The organism is Bacillus australimaris (assembly GCF_001307105.1).
Classification (GTDB): Bacteria; Bacillota; Bacilli; order Bacillales; family Bacillaceae; genus Bacillus; species Bacillus australimaris.
Genome location: NZ_LGYN01000029.1, coordinates 1 through 17,956 on the forward strand (window position 1 = coordinate 1; position 17,956 = coordinate 17,956).

Below are 17,956 nucleotides of genomic sequence, written 5' to 3' on the forward strand. Positions count from 1 at the left end.
TTTTCTGCATTTTTTTAACTTAAACGTTATGTTATGCTATGTTCTAGTTAGTTGATAAGAGAGGGTTTTATACATGATTGGTTTATTATTACTTTTTAAAAGAGATATGATTCTTGGGTTTCATAGAACTGCAAAGATCTTTATCATTATATTTATTCTAGGGTTGTTTAATTTTCTATACTACCTTTATTTTCTGCATATTAGTTTATCCAAAAGTAATGTTGCGTTTTGGGATGTTATTGGTAAAACCTTTGCGGGAGTTCCCTTTGAACTTGTCGAACAACAAACAATTGAATTTCCTTTTGGATGGATTATATTTCAATTAAGTGGTGCAATATTGGTCAATACTTTTATAAAAGAAGATCTATTTGCCCATAGTGCCTTTATTAGAGTTAGAACAAAGTCAATATTTAAATTGTGGGTAAGCAAACTATTATTTTGTTGTACTGCAGTATTGTTCTTTTACATATTAATATTTTCCCTAACCTGGGTTGTATGGAAATTGAGTGGAGGTACAGTAAATAACTTGACAGATTACGGCGAAAGTATTTTAAGATATTCCTCTTTTCAATTCTCTTATAGTCAAATTATTGTTTATTCAATTCTCTTAAATATAGCGGGGACATTTCTTTTCACTTTTATCTTTGCTTTATTATCATTAATTTTTAAAACAATTTATAGTTTCGTAGTTTGTATCTGTATATTATTTCTTTCCATTTTCTCAGACAACCCAATGCTGCTTGGAAATGCATTTATGCTGATTAGGCATCCTATGTTTGGTTTATCTCCAGTTGTCTCTATTAGTATTACACTAATAACAGTACCTATTCTTTGTACTATTATCTTGATAGTTGGAGGAATATATCTATCTAAGTATGATTTAATAAGTAATATGGAAACGGAATGATTTTGTAAATGTGTATATTATCCTGTAGGTTTGAAATCTACACATTTATCCGCTCTAAGAAAGGAAACAAGTTTAAAAATGAGAAGCTGCTGTGACATTTCATCTCAGCAGTTTTTCTTTTTTAGTGAATCATCATGATTGACTAAATACCTATAAGGGTATACTATCGTTCGTAGGAATCCAATAGAAAGGAGTGCTTGTGCATGGAATATAATCAGCAGATGAAGAACCGTCTTCGCCGGATTGAAGGGCAGATTAAAGGGGTTCTTGCGATGATGGAGCAGGGAAAGGATTGCCGCGAGGTGGTGACGCAGCTGTCTGCCTCACGTAATGCCATTGATCGGGCAATGGGGGTCATTGTGAGTACAAACCTTGAACAATGTGTTCGTGAAAGTCTTGAAAAAGGCAAAGATACGGAGGGTCTCGTGAAGGAAGCAGTTGAGCTATTGGTCAAGAGCCGGTAAGAAATTCCTCAGCCGTTGGAGGTTGACGGATTTTTTTACTTGTTATAGTATACCCTTACCGGTATGTGTATATATTTTTTAGATTTTATATACCCCCGTGGGTAATTAAAAGGAGGAGCAGGATGGAAGAACAGAAGAAACGGACGACGATTATTTTATTTAGTGGAGATTATGATAAAGCGATGGCAGCTTACATTATTGCAAATGGTGCAGCAGCCTACGATCATGAGGTGACAATTTTCCATACGTTTTGGGGACTGAATGCTTTGCGCAAGGATGAAATGGTGTCAATGAAGAAAGGTTTTTTAGAGAAAATGTTTGGCAAAATGATGCCGCGCGGCGCTGATCGAATGGGTTTGTCGAAGATGAATTTTGCAGGAATGGGTCCGAAGATGATTAAGCACGTCATCAAAAAGCACAATGCGATGACTTTGCCGAAGCTCATTGATATGGCGAAGGAACAGGAGATCAATCTCGTGGCATGCACAATGACGATGGATCTTTTAGGATTGCAGGAGAAGGAATTATTAGATGACATTCAATATGCTGGTGTCGCTGCTTATTTAGCAGAGGCTGAAATCGGACGTGTGAATTTATTTATTTAGTGAGGTGATGAAATGATTCAAACGATTTTGTTCATCATGGTGATTGGCTTACTCGTGAGTCGTTTCCTGCCGGTAAGAGGTGTGAAGCAAATAGATGCAGCGGATATGAAGAAAAAGCTGAAAAGCAAAGGTCAGCAGCTCATTGATGTGCGCTCTCCTATTGAATTTCAAACTAACCATATCAAAGGATTTCAAAATATCCCGTTGTCACAGTTAAAGAAACGGGCGTCTGAGCTAGAGAAAAATAAAGAGATCTATGTGATATGTCAAAGCGGAATGAGAAGTATGCAGGCGGCGAAAATGTTGAAGAAGCAGGGTTTTACTCATATTACAAATATCAAGGGTGGTATGAATGCTTGGCATTAAGTGCGTATAAAAATATACCCCCGCCCCTATATAAGGAGGATATCATATGCAGAAACCAACGGTCATTTTAGATGCAAAAGGGTTGGCATGCCCGATGCCGATTGTGAAAACGAAAAAACAAATGAATGAGCTATTGCCAGGAGATGTGCTTGAAGTGCAAGCAACCGATAAAGGGTCAGCAGCGGATCTAGCCGCTTGGTCAAAAAGTGCGGGCCATGAGTTTTTAGGAACAAAAGTAGAAGGACAGGTGCTTCATCATTTGATTCGTAAGGGCGGAGCACAAGTGGAAGAGGGGAAGTCTATGATTTCAGAAATGTCTTTGAACACTTTTCAACAGAAGGTAAAAGAAGAACGATCTGTGTTTATTTTGGATGTACGGGAACAGGATGAATACGAGGCGGGGCATATCCCAGGGGCCGTTCATATCCCGCTTGGTGAGGTGGAAGAACGTGCTGAAGAATTGAGCCGGGATACGGTCATTTACCTCATCTGTCATTCAGGAAGAAGAAGCGACTTAGCTGCGCAAAAGCTAAAAGAAAAAGGATTTCAACAATTAATCAATGTGGTACCAGGCATGAATAGCTGGACAGGAGCCATTGAAAAATAGGAGCTGAATGACACATGACGGTAAAAGCAATGACAGCAGAGCAGTTAACAAAAAAGATCGTGGGCAAAGAGCCTTTCTTTTTGCTGGATGTGCGAAATCAAGCGGATGTGCAAGACTGGAGGATTGAAGGTGAAGCCATAATTGATTTGAATGTGCCTTATTTTAATCTGCTTGACGGAGTAGAGGACCTTTTACAGCACATTCCTCATGACCGTGAAGTACTGGTGGTTTGTGCCAAGGAAGGCTCCTCTATTCTGGTAGCGGAGATGCTGTCAGAGGCTGGTGTGTCTGTTCGTTATTTGCAGGGCGGAATGAAGGCATGGAGTGAGCATCTAGAGCCAGTGAAGATTGGGGATTTAACCGGCGGTGGAGAGCTGTATCAATTTGTACGGATGGGCAAAGGGTGCCTGTCTTATATGATGATGTCGAATGGAGAAGCCGCGGTTGTAGATGCAGCTCGAATGACGGAAGTCTATATCAATTTTGCGAAAAAGCATGATGTTTCTGTGACGCATGTGTTGGATACTCACCTTCATGCGGATCATATTTCTGGTGGGAAAACACTGGCTGAACAAACTGGTGCCACCTACTGGCTGCCGCCAAAAGATGCCGAAGAAGTGAACTTTGAATATGAACGTCTTGAAGAAGGACAGCGGATAACGATTGGATCAGCTTCCATTGACATCCACCCCATTTATTCCCCGGGACATACGATCGGTTCAACATCTTTTATCGTAGACAATCAATATCTTCTTTCAGGTGATATTCTGTTCGTTGATTCGGTTGGAAGACCTGATCTTGCTGGTCTGGCGGAGGACTGGGTAGGTGATTTGAGAGAGACGCTCTATAAACGGTATATGGCGCTTTCGAGAGAGTACATTGTTTTGCCAGCGCATTTCATGATCATAGAAGAAGTGAATGAAGACGGAAGCGTTTGGAAGAAGCTCGGCGTTTTAATTGAAGAAAATCATGGGCTGAAGATTGAAGATGAAGACGAATTTAGACAAATGGTCACGAAGAATTTGCCAGCGCAGCCAAACGCTTATCAAGATATTCGGTATACCAATATGGGGAAATTGACTCCAGACGATGAAGCGCAGCGTGAAATGGAAATTGGTCCAAACCGTTGTGCGATTCGGTAATGTCCAATAAAATAAGAAGAGAGGGTCCATCGAATGACATCAGATGAAATTTTAGACGTAACGGGGCTTGCATGCCCAATGCCAATTATTCGAACAAAGAAAAAAATGAACGACTTGGCGGAAGGTCAAGTTTTGGAAATACATGCAACAGATAAAGGGGCTAAAGCTGACCTAGCTGCATGGGCGAAGTCAAGCGGACATGAATTGATCACGCAGACAGAAGAAGGTCACGTGCTGAAGTTCTGGATGAGAAAAGGGTCCTGAAGGATGTAGGGGTATCTGCTGAAGATCCCCTTTTCCTTTTGCAAAGGAGGAGACCGGCGTGGATTTTGCGTTTTTGATTACACTTTTTATCATCGGATGTATTGGTTCCTTCTTATCAGGAATGGTGGGGATCGGCGGATCTGTGATCAACTATCCGATGCTGCTTTATATCCCGCCTCTTATTGGTGTGATGGCGCTATCAGCACATGAGGTATCAGGGATTGGCGCCATTCAAGTGCTTTTTTCGACGCTGGGTGGTGTACTGGCTTATCGAAAAAGCGGATTTTTACATCGCTCGTTGATTTTATATATGGGGATCAGTATATTGGCGGGCAGCTTATTAGGCAGTTATGTATCACATTTTATGCCGGAGAATGGGATGAATCTCGTTTATGGATTACTTGCTATTGTGGCGGTTATCCTCATGCTGATTCCGAAAAAAGGGCAGCGTGCAGATGCAGAGGGAGAAGTCACTTTTCATAAAGGACTGGCATCAGGAATTGCCTTTGTGATTGGCAGTGTCTCCGGGGTGTTAGGTGCTGGCGGAGCCTTCATTTTAGTACCGGTGATGCTGTCTATTTTGAAAATTCCTGTACGGATGACGATTGCATCATCCCTTGCGATTACGTTTCTTTCTGCGATAGGTGCATCCACTGGTAAAATATTGACGGGTCAGGTCATGCTTCTTCCTGCTGTTGTGTTAATGGCGGCAAGTTTAGTAGCAGCTCCGATTGGTGCTAAGGTCGGTCAGAAAATCAATGCCGTCTACTTACAATGGGCACTTGCTGTGATGATTACAGCAACAGCGGTCAAAATTTGGCTGGATATTTTATGAAAAAAGATCAACAGAGCAAACGTGTTGGTCTTTTTTATTTGACGTCATCGTGCTCGATATATGTTTCAAGCGCGGGGTGGTACTCTTTTTGATAATGAAGGTTGGGGCATGTTTTGACGACTTTGCCTTGCAGGGCATTGGACTTTGAGACTTCTAATGCTGATTTACATTTAGGGCAGCGTTCGGCAAAGAATGAGGGCAAGCGTTTCATGTATCACCACTCCAGTTAAAGTCTTAAAAACCGATTATATTAATATGAATTATAGGGGATCGTGCAGGTCAGGTCAATGGGTGTTTGGGTCTTTTTAACAAAAAAGAAGCATCGTGAAGGATGCTTCTCTATCGTTCATATAATTAGTAGGCTTTCGCCCAGAACACCATATCAGATGCAGGTTTGCCGCAGCAGACACATGTGTCAGAAATGGTTTCCTGTTCGAATGGGATACAGCGTGAGGTCGCCCCCGTTCTTTCTTTTATGTCGTTTTCACAGGCTTCGTCACCGCACCACATGGCTTTGATCAATCTGTTTTCTTCCGCAAGAATTTGCTCGATGTCTTCGATCGTGTGGGCGTGAGATGTTTTTTCATGTAATCGTTCTTTTGCCTTTTCGTACATCGTCTGCTGAATGTCTTCAAGCGTGGATGTGATGGTTTGTTCAAGTGCTTCTAATGTGACAGCTTGCTTTTCACCAGTGTCTCGTCTTGCAAGCATGACCTGTCCTTTTTCGATTTCTTTTGGTCCCACTTCTACACGGAGAGGAATGCCTTGCATTTCACACTCGTTGAATTTCCAGCCAGGCTGTTTATCGCTTGCATCGATATCAGCACGTGCGATGCGGGCGAGTCGATCTTTCAATTCGTAGGCATGATCAAGCACACCTTCTTTGTGAGAAGCGATTGGTACGATTCGCACTTGAGTTGGCGCAATATTTGGCGGGAGGACGAGCCCTCTGTCATCGCCATGTACCATGATCATGGCGCCGATGATTCTTGTTGTGAAGCCCCATGAAGTCTGCTGAACGTGTTCCAGTTTCCCTTCGCGGTTTAGAAATTCAATGCCAAACGCCTTTGCAAATCCGTTCCCGAAGAAGTGAGAAGTGGCCGTTTGCAATGCTTTTCCATCATGCATCAAGCTTTCGACCGTATAGGTAAAACGAGCGCCGGCGAATTTTTCCTTCTCTGTTTTTCTCCCTTTAATGACTGGAATGGCAAGGAGCTCTTCGCAAAGAGAAGCGTAAATGTGTAGCATTCTTTCTGTTTCTTCAATGGCTTCTTGCTCAGTCTCATGGCATGTGTGCCCTTCCTGCCATAGGAATTCAAGGGTTCTGAGGAAGGGACGTGTTGTCTTTTCCCAGCGGACGACATTGGCCCATTGGTTATAAAGCTTCGGTAAATCGCGATAGGAATGAATAATGTTTTTGTAATGCTCAGCGAACAGCACCTCAGAGGTTGGTCTGACACAGAGTCTTTCTTGTAATTCGGATTCACCGCCGTGTGTGACCCACGCCACTTCTGGAGCAAAGCCCTCAATATGATCTTTTTCTTGCTGCAGCAGACTCTCTGGGATAAAGAGCGGCATATAGACATTTTCATGACCCGTTTCTTTAATCTGACGGTCAAGTTCGTCGCGAATGTTTTCCCAAATTTTAAAGCCGTATGGCTGAATGATCATACTGCCTCTAACACTTGAATAATCGACGAGCCGTGCCTTTGTGACAACATCTGTATACCACTGGGCAAAGTCGTCTTCCATGCTTGTAATTTTCTCAACAAATTGTTTCTTTGACATTGCAGGTTCCTCCTTTTTAAAAAACAAAAAAGCTGTACTTTAAGTTAGGGACCATTCCTGGTGGTACCACCCTAATTTAAAGCACAGCTTTACACTCGATCATGATAACGGTATGAACCGCTGTATGAAACAGAACTAAATCGGCAGGTTCACTTGAAGATGTCAGTAGGAACTTCTCAGCACCGTTCCCTCTCTGTTAAAGATCGATTCAAGCTACTATTCCAGATCTACGTTGATCCTTGTTCGTTGATTTTTCATCAGTTTACCCGTAAATGGGGGAGAAAGCAAGTTGATCTGATTCCCTTTTCGGCGTCTTTTTCTTCTGTATTGAAATGGCAGTATTTTTCTATTCTTACAGCTTGCCAGTTATGTGAGGCTATGCTAATATATTTGAAGAAAAAATAGACTTGTATAACCTCAATAATATGGTTTGAGGGTTTCTACCAGGATCCGATAAATCCTGATTACAAAAGCGCGCTTTCCTTTTTTGTAATCAGGGTTTTTTTGTTTGTCTGCACCCTGTATCAAAAGTGAAAGCGATGATATATAGAAGGGATGTTAGACATGAACTGGAGAGTATATTTATTAGCCGTTTCTACATTTGCGGTTGGATTAGTTGAGCTTGTGGTTGGTGGTATTCTGCCAAGCCTTGCAGAGGATTTGAATGTGTCTCTTGCAACAGCGGGGCAGCTCATTACGGTATTTGCGATTGTGTATGCCATATCAGCACCCGTGCTGCTGACCGCCACAGCCAAAATCGAACGAAAGCGTCTTTATTTAATCGCGTTATTGGTATTTACATTAGGGAATGTGTTCACTTATTTTAGTTCAACCTTTGCTCTTGTCATGATATCAAGGGTATTGATTGCGATGAGTACAGCGCTTGTGGTCGTGTTATCCTTGACGATTACCGCCAAATTAGTGGAGCCAGCGCATCGTGCAAAAGCATTAGGTTTGATTTTTATTGGCATTAGTTCCTCACTTGTTCTCGGTGTGCCGATCGGTATTTTTATTACAGAGAGCTTTGGCTGGAGAGTGATGTTTTTAGGAATCAGTATTCTGTCAGCCATATCGATGGTGCTGATCTATTTTCTATTGGAAAAAATGCCTGTTGAAAAAGTCACACCTCTTAGAGAGCAGATTCGTTCTTTAGGGCATCCGAAAATTTTTAGTGCACACCTGATCAGTTTATTTATGCTTGCAGGCCATTATATGCTTTATTCTTATTTCACTCCATTTTTAATGGAAGTGCTGCATATGACCCCGTTCTGGATTAGTATTTGCTATTTGGTCTTCGGACTTGCGTCTATTGGCGGGAATGGGTTTGGCGGCTGGCTGAGTGACAAACTGGGGTCAGGGAAAGCCATTTTGATTGTGACAATCGCGTTTGCGGCTGTCATGTTTACCATTCCATATACAGCAGGTGTGTTTGTGTTATTTATGGTGATGGTTGTCCTATGGGGAGCGCTCAGCTGGGCATTGACGCCTGCTTTGCAGAGCTATTTGATTCAAACAGACCCTGTCACGTCTGATATTCAGCAAAGTTTAAATACATCTGCCTTGCAAATCGGCATCTCGATTGGATCAGCGGTTGGCGGTGTCATGTTTACGATGACCGGTTCATCTGTTGATCTGGCTAAATTCGGTGCTGTGTTTGTGCTGATTGCTTTTAGCTGTGCGGTGATTTCGTTGAAGAGACCGCCACTTTATATGGATCGTCAGCATCATGCTGAATAAAAGACAAAAGGCTAAAATACACATCATTTTAGCCCTTTGTCAGCAAACTGAAGCTGCCTCATAATAGGCAGCTTTTTTTATGTTTCTATTTTATTTCAAATTCACACGTCAAGGATCGTTCTATTCAAAGACGACCATTTCGCCGATTGGTTGAAAACCGGCACGTTGATAGATATTTTTGCCGTCCGTTGAAGCCTGTAACATGACACACTTTTGTTTATTTTCTGTCTTGGTTAGAAGGTAATGAAACATGTCACTGCCAAGTCCTTTTCCGCGGTGTTCTGCCCTTGTGATGACATCATAAATACCATAGCTGTCGTTTGTCTCAAATAGCAAGCCTGTTGAGACAGGCTGGCGGTGTTCATATCCTACGAACATACGAGCTTTTGAGTGTAATGCTTCAAGCGAAAAACGCTGGAAATAGTCTTCTAAGGCGGCGGCCTCAGTCGATCCGTTGAATAGTTCAATAAAGATATTTTTGTAATCAAGCAGTGTCTGATCATCAAGTACTTCTTTGATGGTAAGCGATGAGGATGTGACTGGATCAATGTCACCTGTCTGCTCAAGCATCATGATGGTATTGCGTTCAACCTCTTGAAGCTGATATTCCTTCAATACATCAGTCCATTCAGGAGAGAGCAAGCGATGATCCACCCATGTGCTGAATGCTTGTTTCTGTGATTGCAAGTGTTCTATGGCTGCTTTCACTTTTTTCAGCTCTTGAATTTGCGCTGATGTCGGTAATAGCAAATTGAACGTGTCAGTTGATATATGAGTATTTGATAGAACGAAATCGTCCGATGCGAGGAAGGTTCCGTTCACAGCAGAAGAAAACAGGTGTATCTTTTCTTCTAATTGGCGAATGGCCATTTGTTGCACGGGATTCATGAGCTCACCTTTTTCATTATAAATTGGATGACATCCCCATGATTATAGCATGTGGCATGGCGAGTGAATCTAGTAGAAAAGTATATACATCATTATTAGGTCTAATAACCCATTATTTTTCTCGTATTCACATTTCTTTTGACTCCTTTCTTAATTATTAGTACCATTTTATTAACCAGTTAAGAGTGGAGGTTCAGATGGAAACTAAAGAGCAGATTGTATTAAAAGCGATTCAAGATTTAATTATGCATAGGGAAAAGAGACGGAATGATCCAACAGATCCACTGATTACCACGACTGATACACTCAAACAAGATTGGACACTCACGCAGCTTCACATTTTATCGATGATTCAAGCCAATCCAAATGAATCAAATAATACATTTCTTTCTCATCAACTGAAACTATCAAAGCCAGCCATTACAAAGGCTGTGAAAAAACTAATTGAAAAAGGCATGGTGGACTATTGCCACCGGCAAGGGGATAAGAAGTCTGTCTATTATTCATTGACAGAGGAAGGCAAACAATTGGCAGCACTGCACGATGAACTGCATGATAAAGCTGTCACGTCCTATTTAGATTTTCTTCAGCAATTCAACGAAGATGAATTACAAGTAATTGAGCGTTTTTTGAAGGCTTGGAAAGAAAAGATATAGATAAAAAAACCGAAACCATCGTAGAAAATAAGATGCTTTCGGTTTTTTATATGGTAAAATTAACATATATTGACGTTGTTCATGCTTAATGAAAGGGAGGGAGCCTTAATGGAGAAAGAAATGATGGAAAATTTCAAAAAATATGCCACCCTCATGCCGTTCGTTGGATTGTTTGTTAGCTTGCTATTATTTGTTTACTTTTTTGGCATCACAGGAGTTGAAGAACCGATTTGGGGGGCTGCTTTGTATTGTTCCCTGCCCTTTTTAGGGTACACGATATTGTATCTGCCTGTATGCATTTATTTTAAAGTCAGCAGTAAACGTTCAATCCAGAGAAATGAGGAGCAGGTGTGATTGTCGTCAGTGCTTGTCTAGCTGGATTGAAGGTCCGTTATAATGGCAGCCATCGATTAGATCAGCGAATCGAGGAGCTTGTTCAGGAGGGCAAGGCGGTTACAGTTTGCCCTGAACTGCTTGGCGGCTTCTCCACGCCAAGACCTCCCGCAGAAATCGTTGGCGGAGACGGATATGATGTATTAAAGGGACTCGCCTCTGTTATAGATGTGCATGGAACTGATGTAACAGAGATGTATGTAAAAGGTGCGAAAGCCGCGCTGGAACAGGTTCAGTCTCTGAAAGCGGCAGCGGTTGTGTTAAAAGAGTACAGCCCCTCCTGCGGCAGCCGGATGATTTATCGCGGAACGTTTAACGGCAAAACAAAAGCTGGAGATGGTGTGACGTCAGCCTTGCTGAAACAGCACGGCATTCAGGTGTTCTCTGAGGAGGATGACTTGGTTTCGCTGTTTTGATAGGTGTGTGTGAATAGAAGGAGGAGTTAGGTTGAAAAAGTGGATAATTGGTTTAGTTGTCATAATTTTATTAGGAATTGGTCTTTATTTTATGATTAATGCAAAAACATACTCTTTTGATGATGTGGCCAAAATAGATCAAAGCAAGGTGACTTCGATTCAAATTGAGCATGACAATAAGCAAGTTGTGCTAGATAAGAAAGAGGACATTCAAAAGCTGCTGAAGGAATTTTCGGGGATGAAATTAAAGAAAATGAATGGTGAAACCAAAAAAGCTTCAAAAGAATCTTATTGGATCAGAGTGTATGAGAATGAGAAGGAAACATATGGTTTGACTTTTTACGATCAAACATTTTTAGAAACATATGATTTTTCTAAAACGAAAGATCAAACTAGCGAATACCAAATCGTTGATGCCAATCAAGTCGATATAGGAGAATATATCAAATAACACTAGCCGTAATTTCATGCATGTTCAATAGAAAATGTGGGTATAGTGCTTGGTAAGTAAAAATGAAGCGGAGGTTTGTTTGATGAGTGGATTAACAGATACAGTCACATTAGCAAACGGAGTAAAAATGCCGAAGCTAGGCTTCGGTGTATGGCAGGTAAAAGATGGAGATGAGGCTGTAAATGCAGTCACAGACGCTCTCGAAGCGGGCTACCGCAGCATTGATACAGCGGCAGCCTATCAAAATGAAGAAGGGGTAGGCAAAGCCATTCAGCAATCAGGTATTTCTCGCGATGATCTGTTTATTACGACAAAGGTCTGGAATCGTGATCAAGGCTATGAATCAACACTTGAAGCCTTTGAAACAAGTATGAATAAGCTGGGACTGGATGTATTAGACCTTTATTTAATTCATTGGCCAGTTGAAGGCAAATATAAAGAAACGTGGAAAGCGCTAGAGAAGCTGTATAAGGATGGACGCGTTCGGGCAATTGGTGTGTGTAACTTCCATCAGCATCATTTAGAGGATTTATTACAAGAGGCAGAGGTTGTGCCAATGGTGAATCAAATCGAGCTGCATCCGAAGCTGACGCAGGAGCCTTTACGTGACTATTGCAAGGCGAAAGGAATTCATGTAGAAGCGTGGTCGCCATTAGGCAGCGGGAAGCTCCTGAACCATCCTGTTCTCCAAGATATCGCGAAAAAACATGACAAATCAGTAGCGCAAGTAATTCTTCGCTGGGACTTGCAGCATGGCATTATCACCATTCCAAAATCTGTGACGAAGAGCCGAATCATTGAAAACACACAAGTCTTCGATTTCGAGCTGTCCGCACATGAGTTGGCTATTATTGATCAGCTGAATGAAGATGAGCGCACAGGTCCAGATCCAGATAACTTTGATTTTTAAACGAAAGAAAAGCACAGGTGCGATGCCTGTGCTTTTTTATTTTGGACTAATACGTTTCAACAACTTGAATGGCGTCGACAATTTGTTCTTTGGAATAGTTTCCAATCAAACAAAAGGTTTCGTCTGCACGTGCAGCATGGCTTGCCACTGTATATGCTGCTTCTTCCAGTTGAGTTTTAATGCCAAGCTCGCGCATATTCTTAGGCAATCCGAGTGTTTGATAAAGCTGAAGTAGTTCCTCTACCTCGGCCATTCGTTTTTCTGCCGCAAGCTGGACGAGGATACCATAGGCCACTTTCTGTCCATGTAATACATGGTGCGTTTCCTCAATAAACGTTAATCCATTATGGACGGCATGGGCGCCTGCCATTCTTCCGTAGCGTCCCCCATAGCCTCCGACCGTTCCGGCTAATGTAATAATTGTATCAGTTACATCCGCAAATGCTTGCGAATGCTGCCCTGTTTTCAAGCTGTGAACAGCTTCCTCACTATGGGAAAGAAGAATGTCTCGAACGGAGACCGCCTGCTTTAATGCAGCATGCACCATGAGCGGTAAGGACTCCTCTGTGTTTCGAATAATGGCCTCCGCTTCATACCATTTCGCCAGCGTATCTCCAATACCGCTTTGAAGGTAGGAAAGAGGAGAGGAAAGCAAAAAAGTATGATCAATGAGGGTGAGATAACTGGATCGTTTATGATAATCGACTCTCATGAAGTTCCCTTTGTCATCATAAATAACGCTGAGCGGTGTAGATGCCGCACATGTACCCGGGATGGTTGGAACCATGATCACTTCAATTTGAAGAGCATCTGCAACTGATTTGGCGGTATCTAAAATGGTGCCGCCCCCAATTCCAATGATCACATCTGCCCCTTTAAGTTCTTCTGCGATTCGTGTCATCGCATTGGGTGAACTGTAGCCTTTGTGCTGGACAACAGGCCAGTGAGACGGCAGCTTTGTGTACGTTGAAAAAGCATGATAGGAATGATGTCCAGTCACGACAGCGGGCGACTGGAAGGATGGCGAAACAAGTGAATCGAGTTTATGATAAATCCCTTTTTGAGAAATAAATTGGTTTGGACCACTTCTGACGATATCCTCTGGCTGGATCATAGAGTTCTACTCCTTTACAACACAGTATAGTCCATAAATCATCTCACTTTACAGAAAGTTCTGTCAATGTTAATTAATATGAGGAGAAAGACCCTTCCGTTTTATGGAATTGAGCCGCCGACATTGCCTTTAGGTATGTATTTCCTGTATGATAAAGAATGGTATGTTTTCATTAAATTTAAGAGGTGTTTATATATATGGAAAAACAATATCGTGTATTGCTTTACTATCAGTATGTCCCCATTGAGGACCCAGAAACGTTTACAGCAGAGCATTTAGCATTCTGTAAGGAGCTTGGTTTGTTAGGCCGTATCTTAGTGTCAGCAGAAGGCTTGAACGGAACTGTTTCTGGAACCATTGAGCAAACGGACAAGTATATGCAAGCGTTAAAAGAAGATCCGCGCTTTGCGTCAATGCCGATTAAAATTGACGAAGCAGATGGTCATGCGTTTAAAAAAATGCACGTCCGTCATCGGAATGAACTAGTGAACCTTAGCCTTGAAGATGATGTGAATCCGCTAGAATTAACAGGGAAACATCTTAGCCCGGTCGAATTTTACGAGCAAATGCAATCACCTGATACTGTTGTGATTGATGCCCGTAATGATTACGAATTTGATGTCGGTCATTTTAGAGGGGCTGTACGTCCTGATATTGAGACATTCCGTGAATTGCCGGAGTGGATTCGTGACAATAAAGAGATTCTTGAAGGGAAAAAAATTCTGACGTATTGCACAGGCGGTGTACGTTGTGAGAAATTCTCCGGCTGGTTAAAGCGTGAAGGCTTTGAAGATGTCTCTCAGCTTGACGGTGGAATTGTCACGTACGGAAAAGACCCGGAAGTGCAAGGAAAGCTATGGGACGGTCAATGCTATGTGTTTGATAATCGCTTAACAGTACCAGTGAATCAAACAGAGCATGTGGTTGTCGGAAAAGATTTCTTCACTGGTGAGCCTTGCGAGCGTTATGTGAACTGTGCGAACCCTGCATGTAACCGTAAGATGATTGCGACTGAAGAAAGTGAGCATAAATATATGCGCAGCTGCAGTCATGAATGCCGCACAAGCGAACGTAACCTGTATGTAAAACAGCACAATTTATCTGAAGAAGAAGTTCAAGAAAGACTAGCTGTCATTGAAAAAGAACAAGCGATTTCACAAGGATAGAGGGATCCCCCTTTATCCTTTTTTTCTATACATAGCAAGGGATCAGCAGGGAGAGGAAGTCATTTCCTCTATCTTTTTTGTTTTGTTTTTTTCAAAATAAGGGTAAAGGTAGTTATTCAGTCTAATAGATTGAATAGGTGGAAAAGCGCTTTCTTTTGAAATAAGCATGTTCGACTATTTCAGAAAATCAAGAATTAAGAGATAATATAACAGGCAAAAAATGAACAAGGATAAAGGTTCATTTGAAGAAATATTTGCCAGTTAGAATAAAAGTGAGCTGCTGTAAAAGAAAGATGCTTACTCGACACATGCTTTGTATTTTAATCGAAAGGTGTTATGAACATGAATCATTTGCATCGTAGGATGGGAACTTTCGCTTTAATGATGGTAGGTCTTGGCTCAATCATTGGTTCAGGATGGCTCTTCGGTGCTTGGCGTGCCGCGCAAATCGCCGGCCCTGCAGCTATTTTGTCCTGGTTGATTGGGATGGTCGTCATTTTATTTATCGCCTTGTCTTATAGTGAACTCGGAGCGATGTTTCCAGAGGCAGGCGGGATGGTCAAATATACGCAATATTCACACGGCTCGTTTATCGGGTTCATTGCGGCTTGGGCGAACTGGATTGCCATTGTCTCCGTCATTCCTGTTGAGGCAGTTGCGTCCGTCCAGTACATGAGCTCATGGCCTTGGGAATGGGCAAAGTGGACAACCCACTTGGTCACAAAAGGTGTGTTGACGACAGAAGGGCTTATGGTCGCCAGTGTGCTTCTTGTGATTTATTTTCTGCTTAATTATTGGACAGTTGGGTTATTTTCAAAAGCCAATACATTCATTACCGTGTTTAAAATTATCATTCCAGGATTAACAATTGGTGCGCTCTTATTCATAGGTTTTCATAGTGAGAATTTTACTTCTGGAACAAGTATTGCCCCTAACGGCTGGGCGAGTGTGCTGACAGCTGTTGCGACATCAGGGATTGTATTTGCCTTCAATGGCTTCCAAAGCCCGATTAATATGGCCGGTGAGGCAAAGAATCCAGGCCGATCGATTCCAATTGCCATTGTCGGATCGATTTTCATTGCAACTGTGATTTATGTGCTTTTACAAATTGCCTTTATCGGTGCTGTCGATCCATCCATGATTGTGAATGGATGGGGTCATTTGAATTTCAACTCACCTTTTGCTGACCTTGCCATTGCGCTTGGGATTAACTGGCTTGTTCTGATTTTATATGCGGATGCGTTTGTATCACCTTCTGGTACAGGAATTACGTATACCGCAACGACGTCTCGTATGATTTATGGAATGGAAAAAAACAAATACATGCCAAGTGTGCTTGGACGTCTGCATCCTATTTATGGCGTGCCTCGTCCAGCAATGTTTTTTAACTTAGCCGTATCATTTATCTTTCTGTTTTTATTTAGGGGATGGGGTGTACTTGCTGAAATCATCTCTGTCGCAACACTCATTTCTTATTTGACAGGACCAGTGACTGTCATGACGCTGAGAAAGACAGGGACAGATTTATATCGTCCTCTTCGAGTAAAAGGACTCAGCATCATTGCTCCTCTCGGCTTTGTCTTTGCCTCATTGACATTGTATTGGGCGAGATGGCCGTTAACAGGTCAGGTACTGTTCATTATTCTTATTGGTCTGCCTATCTACTTTTACTATCAAGCGAAAGCGAAGTGGAAAGGCTTCGGCCGCAACTTTAAGGCGGGTGCTTGGATGGTTGTGTACTTGCTTGTGATGATGACAATTTCCTGCCTAGGCAGTGACAAATTCGGCGGCTATAACGTCATTCACTATGGCTGGGACATGGCACTGATTACAGTGGTTTCTCTGTTGTTTTATATGTGGGCACTCAAAAGTGGATTTGAAACAGAGTTTTTAGAGGATGCGAAGAAAATCAATGATGAGCTGCGTGCTTCTCAGAAAGAAGCCGCATCATCCAAAGAATAAAGAAACGGCTGCCTGAACATTGCGGGCAGCCGTTTTTATTTGGGTGAATGATGCATCACATGCCGCTTCAGCCAAGTGGTGATGCCGCGCAAAACAGCTGCTGTGACAAGGGAGATGATGATATATCTCCAAAGCTGATCTAAGCCTTGTCCACTCAGCCAGAACACGATGCCTAGAATGATGAGGGTCAACATGAGCAAGAATAAAAACGATGCAGAACAGAAAAAAGCCTTCATAAAAGGTCACCTCCTCAGGATTATTGTATGCAGGCTGTTGAATGATGAGACCAGCAATGAAGAGGTAGAATAATTTATGAATTCTATTGCAAAAGTCAGATAAAAACACCAAGTGATTTGACAGTTGTGTTAAGATGAGAGCATATTTTGAGTAAAGTTGTTGGTGATAGACGGAGGTGTTTGGAAATGCAGATTCAAAAGGTTCTAAACAATAATGTCATTAGTGTAATAGATGAACAAGGGAAAGAAATCGTCGTCATGGGCAGAGGCATCGCTTTCCAGCGACGTCCCGGAGACCCCGTGGACGAAGCGTTAATCGATAAAGTCTTCCGCCTAGAGGATCACTCCGTTCACGAGCGGATGAAAATGCTGCTCCAAGAGGTTCCGTATGATGTGGTCAAGGTGACCGAGGAAATGATCCAATATGCACATACAAAGCTGAACCGTAGATTAAACGAAAGTCTGCATGTATCGCTGGCAGACCATATTCATTACGCCATCGAACGGTTGAAGAAAAATCATCTGATTGAGAACTCGCTCATTTGGGAGATCAAACGCTTATACAAAGATGAATTTCTCGTGGCAAAGGACTGTCTTGAGATGATTGAAGAGCGTCTTCATATTGAACTGCCTGAGGATGAAGCAGGTTTTATTGCTATGCATATCATCAACGCAGAGCTTAATGAGGATATGAATACGACGGTCAATATCACAAAGGAAGTCAATGCCATTCTCACCATTGTGAAATATCATCTCAACATGGAATTTGATGAGGACTCACTCAACTTTTATCGTTTTCTTACGCATTTGCGTTTTTTCGTCCAGCGTCTGATCAATGAAACACTGCTTGTCAGCGAAGATCAGGATTTATATCAGCTGATCAAAGTAAAATATCCGAAGGCATATGAATGTGCAAAGAAAATCGCAGAATATGTCTATGAAACCTATCACCGAGATCTCACATCAGAGGAGATGCTGTATCTGTCTATTCATTTGAATCGACTGATCAAACGAGAAAAATAAAGATAGATTTTAAAAGAAAGCGTTGA

At 42.0% G+C, this 17,956-nt stretch carries 22 protein-coding genes and 1 riboswitch; of the genes, 17 read left to right on the top strand and 5 right to left on the bottom strand.

From position 1 onward, the window contains the following. Positions 1-73 precede the first annotated feature (73 nt). The 8 genes from AKG37_RS16450 (at position 74) to AKG37_RS16485 (ending at position 5,190) form a co-directional block, all read left to right on the top strand. Positions 74-907, top strand: coding sequence for a hypothetical protein (locus AKG37_RS16450; RefSeq protein WP_060699801.1), 834 nt, complete (start codon positions 74-76; stop codon positions 905-907). Between the two features lie 203 nt (positions 908-1,110). Continuing rightward, complete coding sequence (locus AKG37_RS16455; RefSeq protein ID WP_060699802.1) at positions 1,111-1,371, top strand: metal-sensitive transcriptional regulator; 261 nt, start codon at positions 1,111-1,113, stop codon at positions 1,369-1,371. Between the two features lie 122 nt (positions 1,372-1,493). Continuing rightward, on the top strand, positions 1,494-1,976 hold the full coding sequence (locus tag AKG37_RS16460; RefSeq protein ID WP_060699803.1) for a DsrE/DsrF/DrsH-like family protein: 483 nt from the start codon (positions 1,494-1,496) through the stop codon (positions 1,974-1,976). 12 nt (positions 1,977-1,988) lie between these two features. Next, the gene (locus AKG37_RS16465; RefSeq protein WP_060699804.1) at positions 1,989-2,342 is read left to right on the top strand and encodes a rhodanese-like domain-containing protein; all 354 of its coding nucleotides are present in this window, start codon (positions 1,989-1,991) and stop codon (positions 2,340-2,342) included. 46 nt (positions 2,343-2,388) lie between these two features. Next, positions 2,389-2,949, top strand: a complete 561-nt coding sequence (locus tag AKG37_RS16470) for a sulfurtransferase TusA family protein (RefSeq protein WP_060699805.1) — start codon at positions 2,389-2,391, stop codon at positions 2,947-2,949. Between the two features lie 14 nt (positions 2,950-2,963). After that, positions 2,964-4,091, top strand: a complete 1,128-nt coding sequence (locus AKG37_RS16475; protein ID WP_060699806.1) for an MBL fold metallo-hydrolase — start codon at positions 2,964-2,966, stop codon at positions 4,089-4,091. A gap of 33 nt (positions 4,092-4,124) precedes the next feature. Then, the gene (locus AKG37_RS16480) at positions 4,125-4,355 is read left to right on the top strand and encodes a sulfurtransferase TusA family protein (protein WP_047204144.1); all 231 of its coding nucleotides are present in this window, start codon (positions 4,125-4,127) and stop codon (positions 4,353-4,355) included. A gap of 58 nt (positions 4,356-4,413) precedes the next feature. Further along, positions 4,414-5,190: a sulfite exporter TauE/SafE family protein gene (locus AKG37_RS16485; protein ID WP_060699807.1), complete on the top strand. Its 777-nt coding sequence runs from the start codon at positions 4,414-4,416 to the stop codon at positions 5,188-5,190. A gap of 34 nt (positions 5,191-5,224) precedes the next feature. Here the strand turns inward: AKG37_RS16485 and AKG37_RS19060 are convergent, their stop codons facing one another. Both AKG37_RS19060 and proS read right to left on the bottom strand, forming a co-directional pair. Then, a complete protein-coding gene (locus AKG37_RS19060; RefSeq protein WP_162838489.1) occupies positions 5,225-5,401 on the bottom strand; it encodes a hypothetical protein in 177 nt (58 codons plus the stop codon). Positions 5,402-5,544: 143 nt separating this feature from the next. Next, positions 5,545-6,978 (bottom strand): proline--tRNA ligase, encoded by a 1,434-nt coding sequence (proS, locus tag AKG37_RS16490; RefSeq protein ID WP_060699808.1) that lies wholly within the window; start codon positions 6,976-6,978, stop codon positions 5,545-5,547. A 387-nt stretch (positions 6,979-7,365) separates the two neighbouring features. Next, positions 7,366-7,465, top strand: a riboswitch (purine riboswitch). Positions 7,466-7,542: 77 nt separating this feature from the next. Between proS and AKG37_RS16495 the strand changes: the two genes are divergently transcribed. After that, complete coding sequence (locus tag AKG37_RS16495) at positions 7,543-8,715, top strand: MFS transporter (protein ID WP_060699809.1); 1,173 nt, start codon at positions 7,543-7,545, stop codon at positions 8,713-8,715. Between the two features lie 120 nt (positions 8,716-8,835). Here the strand turns inward: AKG37_RS16495 and AKG37_RS16500 are convergent, their stop codons facing one another. After that, a complete protein-coding gene (locus AKG37_RS16500) occupies positions 8,836-9,603 on the bottom strand; it encodes a GNAT family N-acetyltransferase (protein ID WP_060699810.1) in 768 nt (255 codons plus the stop codon). A gap of 197 nt (positions 9,604-9,800) precedes the next feature. Between AKG37_RS16500 and AKG37_RS16505 the strand changes: the two genes are divergently transcribed. From AKG37_RS16505 to AKG37_RS16525, 5 genes are all read left to right on the top strand, one after another. After that, positions 9,801-10,259: a MarR family transcriptional regulator gene (locus AKG37_RS16505; protein WP_060699811.1), complete on the top strand. Its 459-nt coding sequence runs from the start codon at positions 9,801-9,803 to the stop codon at positions 10,257-10,259. A gap of 108 nt (positions 10,260-10,367) precedes the next feature. After that, positions 10,368-10,613 (top strand): hypothetical protein, encoded by a 246-nt coding sequence (locus AKG37_RS16510; RefSeq protein WP_060699812.1) that lies wholly within the window; start codon positions 10,368-10,370, stop codon positions 10,611-10,613. Further along, positions 10,610-11,068 carry a 2-thiouracil desulfurase family protein gene (locus AKG37_RS16515; protein WP_060699813.1) on the top strand — a complete coding sequence of 153 codons (459 nt, stop codon included), beginning with the start codon at positions 10,610-10,612 and terminating at the stop codon, positions 11,066-11,068. The genes AKG37_RS16510 and AKG37_RS16515 overlap by 4 nt, the downstream gene beginning before the upstream one ends. A gap of 31 nt (positions 11,069-11,099) precedes the next feature. After that, the gene (locus tag AKG37_RS16520; protein ID WP_060699814.1) at positions 11,100-11,519 is read left to right on the top strand and encodes a DUF5301 domain-containing protein; all 420 of its coding nucleotides are present in this window, start codon (positions 11,100-11,102) and stop codon (positions 11,517-11,519) included. A gap of 82 nt (positions 11,520-11,601) precedes the next feature. Next, the gene (locus AKG37_RS16525; protein ID WP_060699815.1) at positions 11,602-12,429 is read left to right on the top strand and encodes an aldo/keto reductase; all 828 of its coding nucleotides are present in this window, start codon (positions 11,602-11,604) and stop codon (positions 12,427-12,429) included. Positions 12,430-12,475: 46 nt separating this feature from the next. Here the strand turns inward: AKG37_RS16525 and AKG37_RS16530 are convergent, their stop codons facing one another. Further along, complete coding sequence (locus AKG37_RS16530) at positions 12,476-13,543, bottom strand: iron-containing alcohol dehydrogenase family protein (RefSeq protein WP_078061037.1); 1,068 nt, start codon at positions 13,541-13,543, stop codon at positions 12,476-12,478. Between the two features lie 197 nt (positions 13,544-13,740). Between AKG37_RS16530 and trhO the strand changes: the two genes are divergently transcribed. Continuing rightward, positions 13,741-14,709 (top strand): oxygen-dependent tRNA uridine(34) hydroxylase TrhO, encoded by a 969-nt coding sequence (gene trhO, locus AKG37_RS16535; RefSeq protein ID WP_039176148.1) that lies wholly within the window; start codon positions 13,741-13,743, stop codon positions 14,707-14,709. Positions 14,710-15,051: 342 nt separating this feature from the next. Beyond that, the gene (locus AKG37_RS16540) at positions 15,052-16,671 is read left to right on the top strand and encodes an APC family permease (RefSeq protein ID WP_060699816.1); all 1,620 of its coding nucleotides are present in this window, start codon (positions 15,052-15,054) and stop codon (positions 16,669-16,671) included. 35 nt (positions 16,672-16,706) lie between these two features. Here the strand turns inward: AKG37_RS16540 and AKG37_RS16545 are convergent, their stop codons facing one another. Beyond that, positions 16,707-16,907, bottom strand: a complete 201-nt coding sequence (locus tag AKG37_RS16545) for a hypothetical protein (protein WP_060699817.1) — start codon at positions 16,905-16,907, stop codon at positions 16,707-16,709. A gap of 186 nt (positions 16,908-17,093) precedes the next feature. Between AKG37_RS16545 and licT the strand changes: the two genes are divergently transcribed. Further along, positions 17,094-17,930, top strand: coding sequence for a BglG family transcription antiterminator LicT (gene licT, locus AKG37_RS16550; protein WP_060699818.1), 837 nt, complete (start codon positions 17,094-17,096; stop codon positions 17,928-17,930). Positions 17,931-17,956 lie beyond the last annotated feature (26 nt).

Coding starts and splice junctions, on each gene's coding strand:
- AKG37_RS16450 (WP_060699801.1), top strand. CDS start 74: ATGATTGGTTTATTATTACTTTTTAAAAGAGATATGATTCTTGGGTTT.
- AKG37_RS16455 (WP_060699802.1), top strand. CDS start 1,111: ATGGAATATAATCAGCAGATGAAGAACCGTCTTCGCCGGATTGAAGGG.
- AKG37_RS16460 (WP_060699803.1), top strand. CDS start 1,494: ATGGAAGAACAGAAGAAACGGACGACGATTATTTTATTTAGTGGAGAT.
- AKG37_RS16465 (WP_060699804.1), top strand. CDS start 1,989: ATGATTCAAACGATTTTGTTCATCATGGTGATTGGCTTACTCGTGAGT.
- AKG37_RS16470 (WP_060699805.1), top strand. CDS start 2,389: ATGCAGAAACCAACGGTCATTTTAGATGCAAAAGGGTTGGCATGCCCG.
- AKG37_RS16475 (WP_060699806.1), top strand. CDS start 2,964: ATGACGGTAAAAGCAATGACAGCAGAGCAGTTAACAAAAAAGATCGTG.
- AKG37_RS16480 (WP_047204144.1), top strand. CDS start 4,125: ATGACATCAGATGAAATTTTAGACGTAACGGGGCTTGCATGCCCAATG.
- AKG37_RS19060 (WP_162838489.1), bottom strand. CDS start 5,401: ATGAAACGCTTGCCCTCATTCTTTGCCGAACGCTGCCCTAAATGTAAA.
- proS (WP_060699808.1), bottom strand. CDS start 6,978: ATGTCAAAGAAACAATTTGTTGAGAAAATTACAAGCATGGAAGACGAC.
- AKG37_RS16495 (WP_060699809.1), top strand. CDS start 7,543: ATGAACTGGAGAGTATATTTATTAGCCGTTTCTACATTTGCGGTTGGA.
- AKG37_RS16500 (WP_060699810.1), bottom strand. CDS start 9,603: ATGAATCCCGTGCAACAAATGGCCATTCGCCAATTAGAAGAAAAGATA.
- AKG37_RS16505 (WP_060699811.1), top strand. CDS start 9,801: ATGGAAACTAAAGAGCAGATTGTATTAAAAGCGATTCAAGATTTAATT.
- AKG37_RS16510 (WP_060699812.1), top strand. CDS start 10,368: ATGGAGAAAGAAATGATGGAAAATTTCAAAAAATATGCCACCCTCATG.
- AKG37_RS16525 (WP_060699815.1), top strand. CDS start 11,602: ATGAGTGGATTAACAGATACAGTCACATTAGCAAACGGAGTAAAAATG.
- AKG37_RS16530 (WP_078061037.1), bottom strand. CDS start 13,543: ATGATCCAGCCAGAGGATATCGTCAGAAGTGGTCCAAACCAATTTATT.
- trhO (WP_039176148.1), top strand. CDS start 13,741: ATGGAAAAACAATATCGTGTATTGCTTTACTATCAGTATGTCCCCATT.
- AKG37_RS16540 (WP_060699816.1), top strand. CDS start 15,052: ATGAATCATTTGCATCGTAGGATGGGAACTTTCGCTTTAATGATGGTA.
- AKG37_RS16545 (WP_060699817.1), bottom strand. CDS start 16,907: ATGAAGGCTTTTTTCTGTTCTGCATCGTTTTTATTCTTGCTCATGTTG.
- licT (WP_060699818.1), top strand. CDS start 17,094: ATGCAGATTCAAAAGGTTCTAAACAATAATGTCATTAGTGTAATAGAT.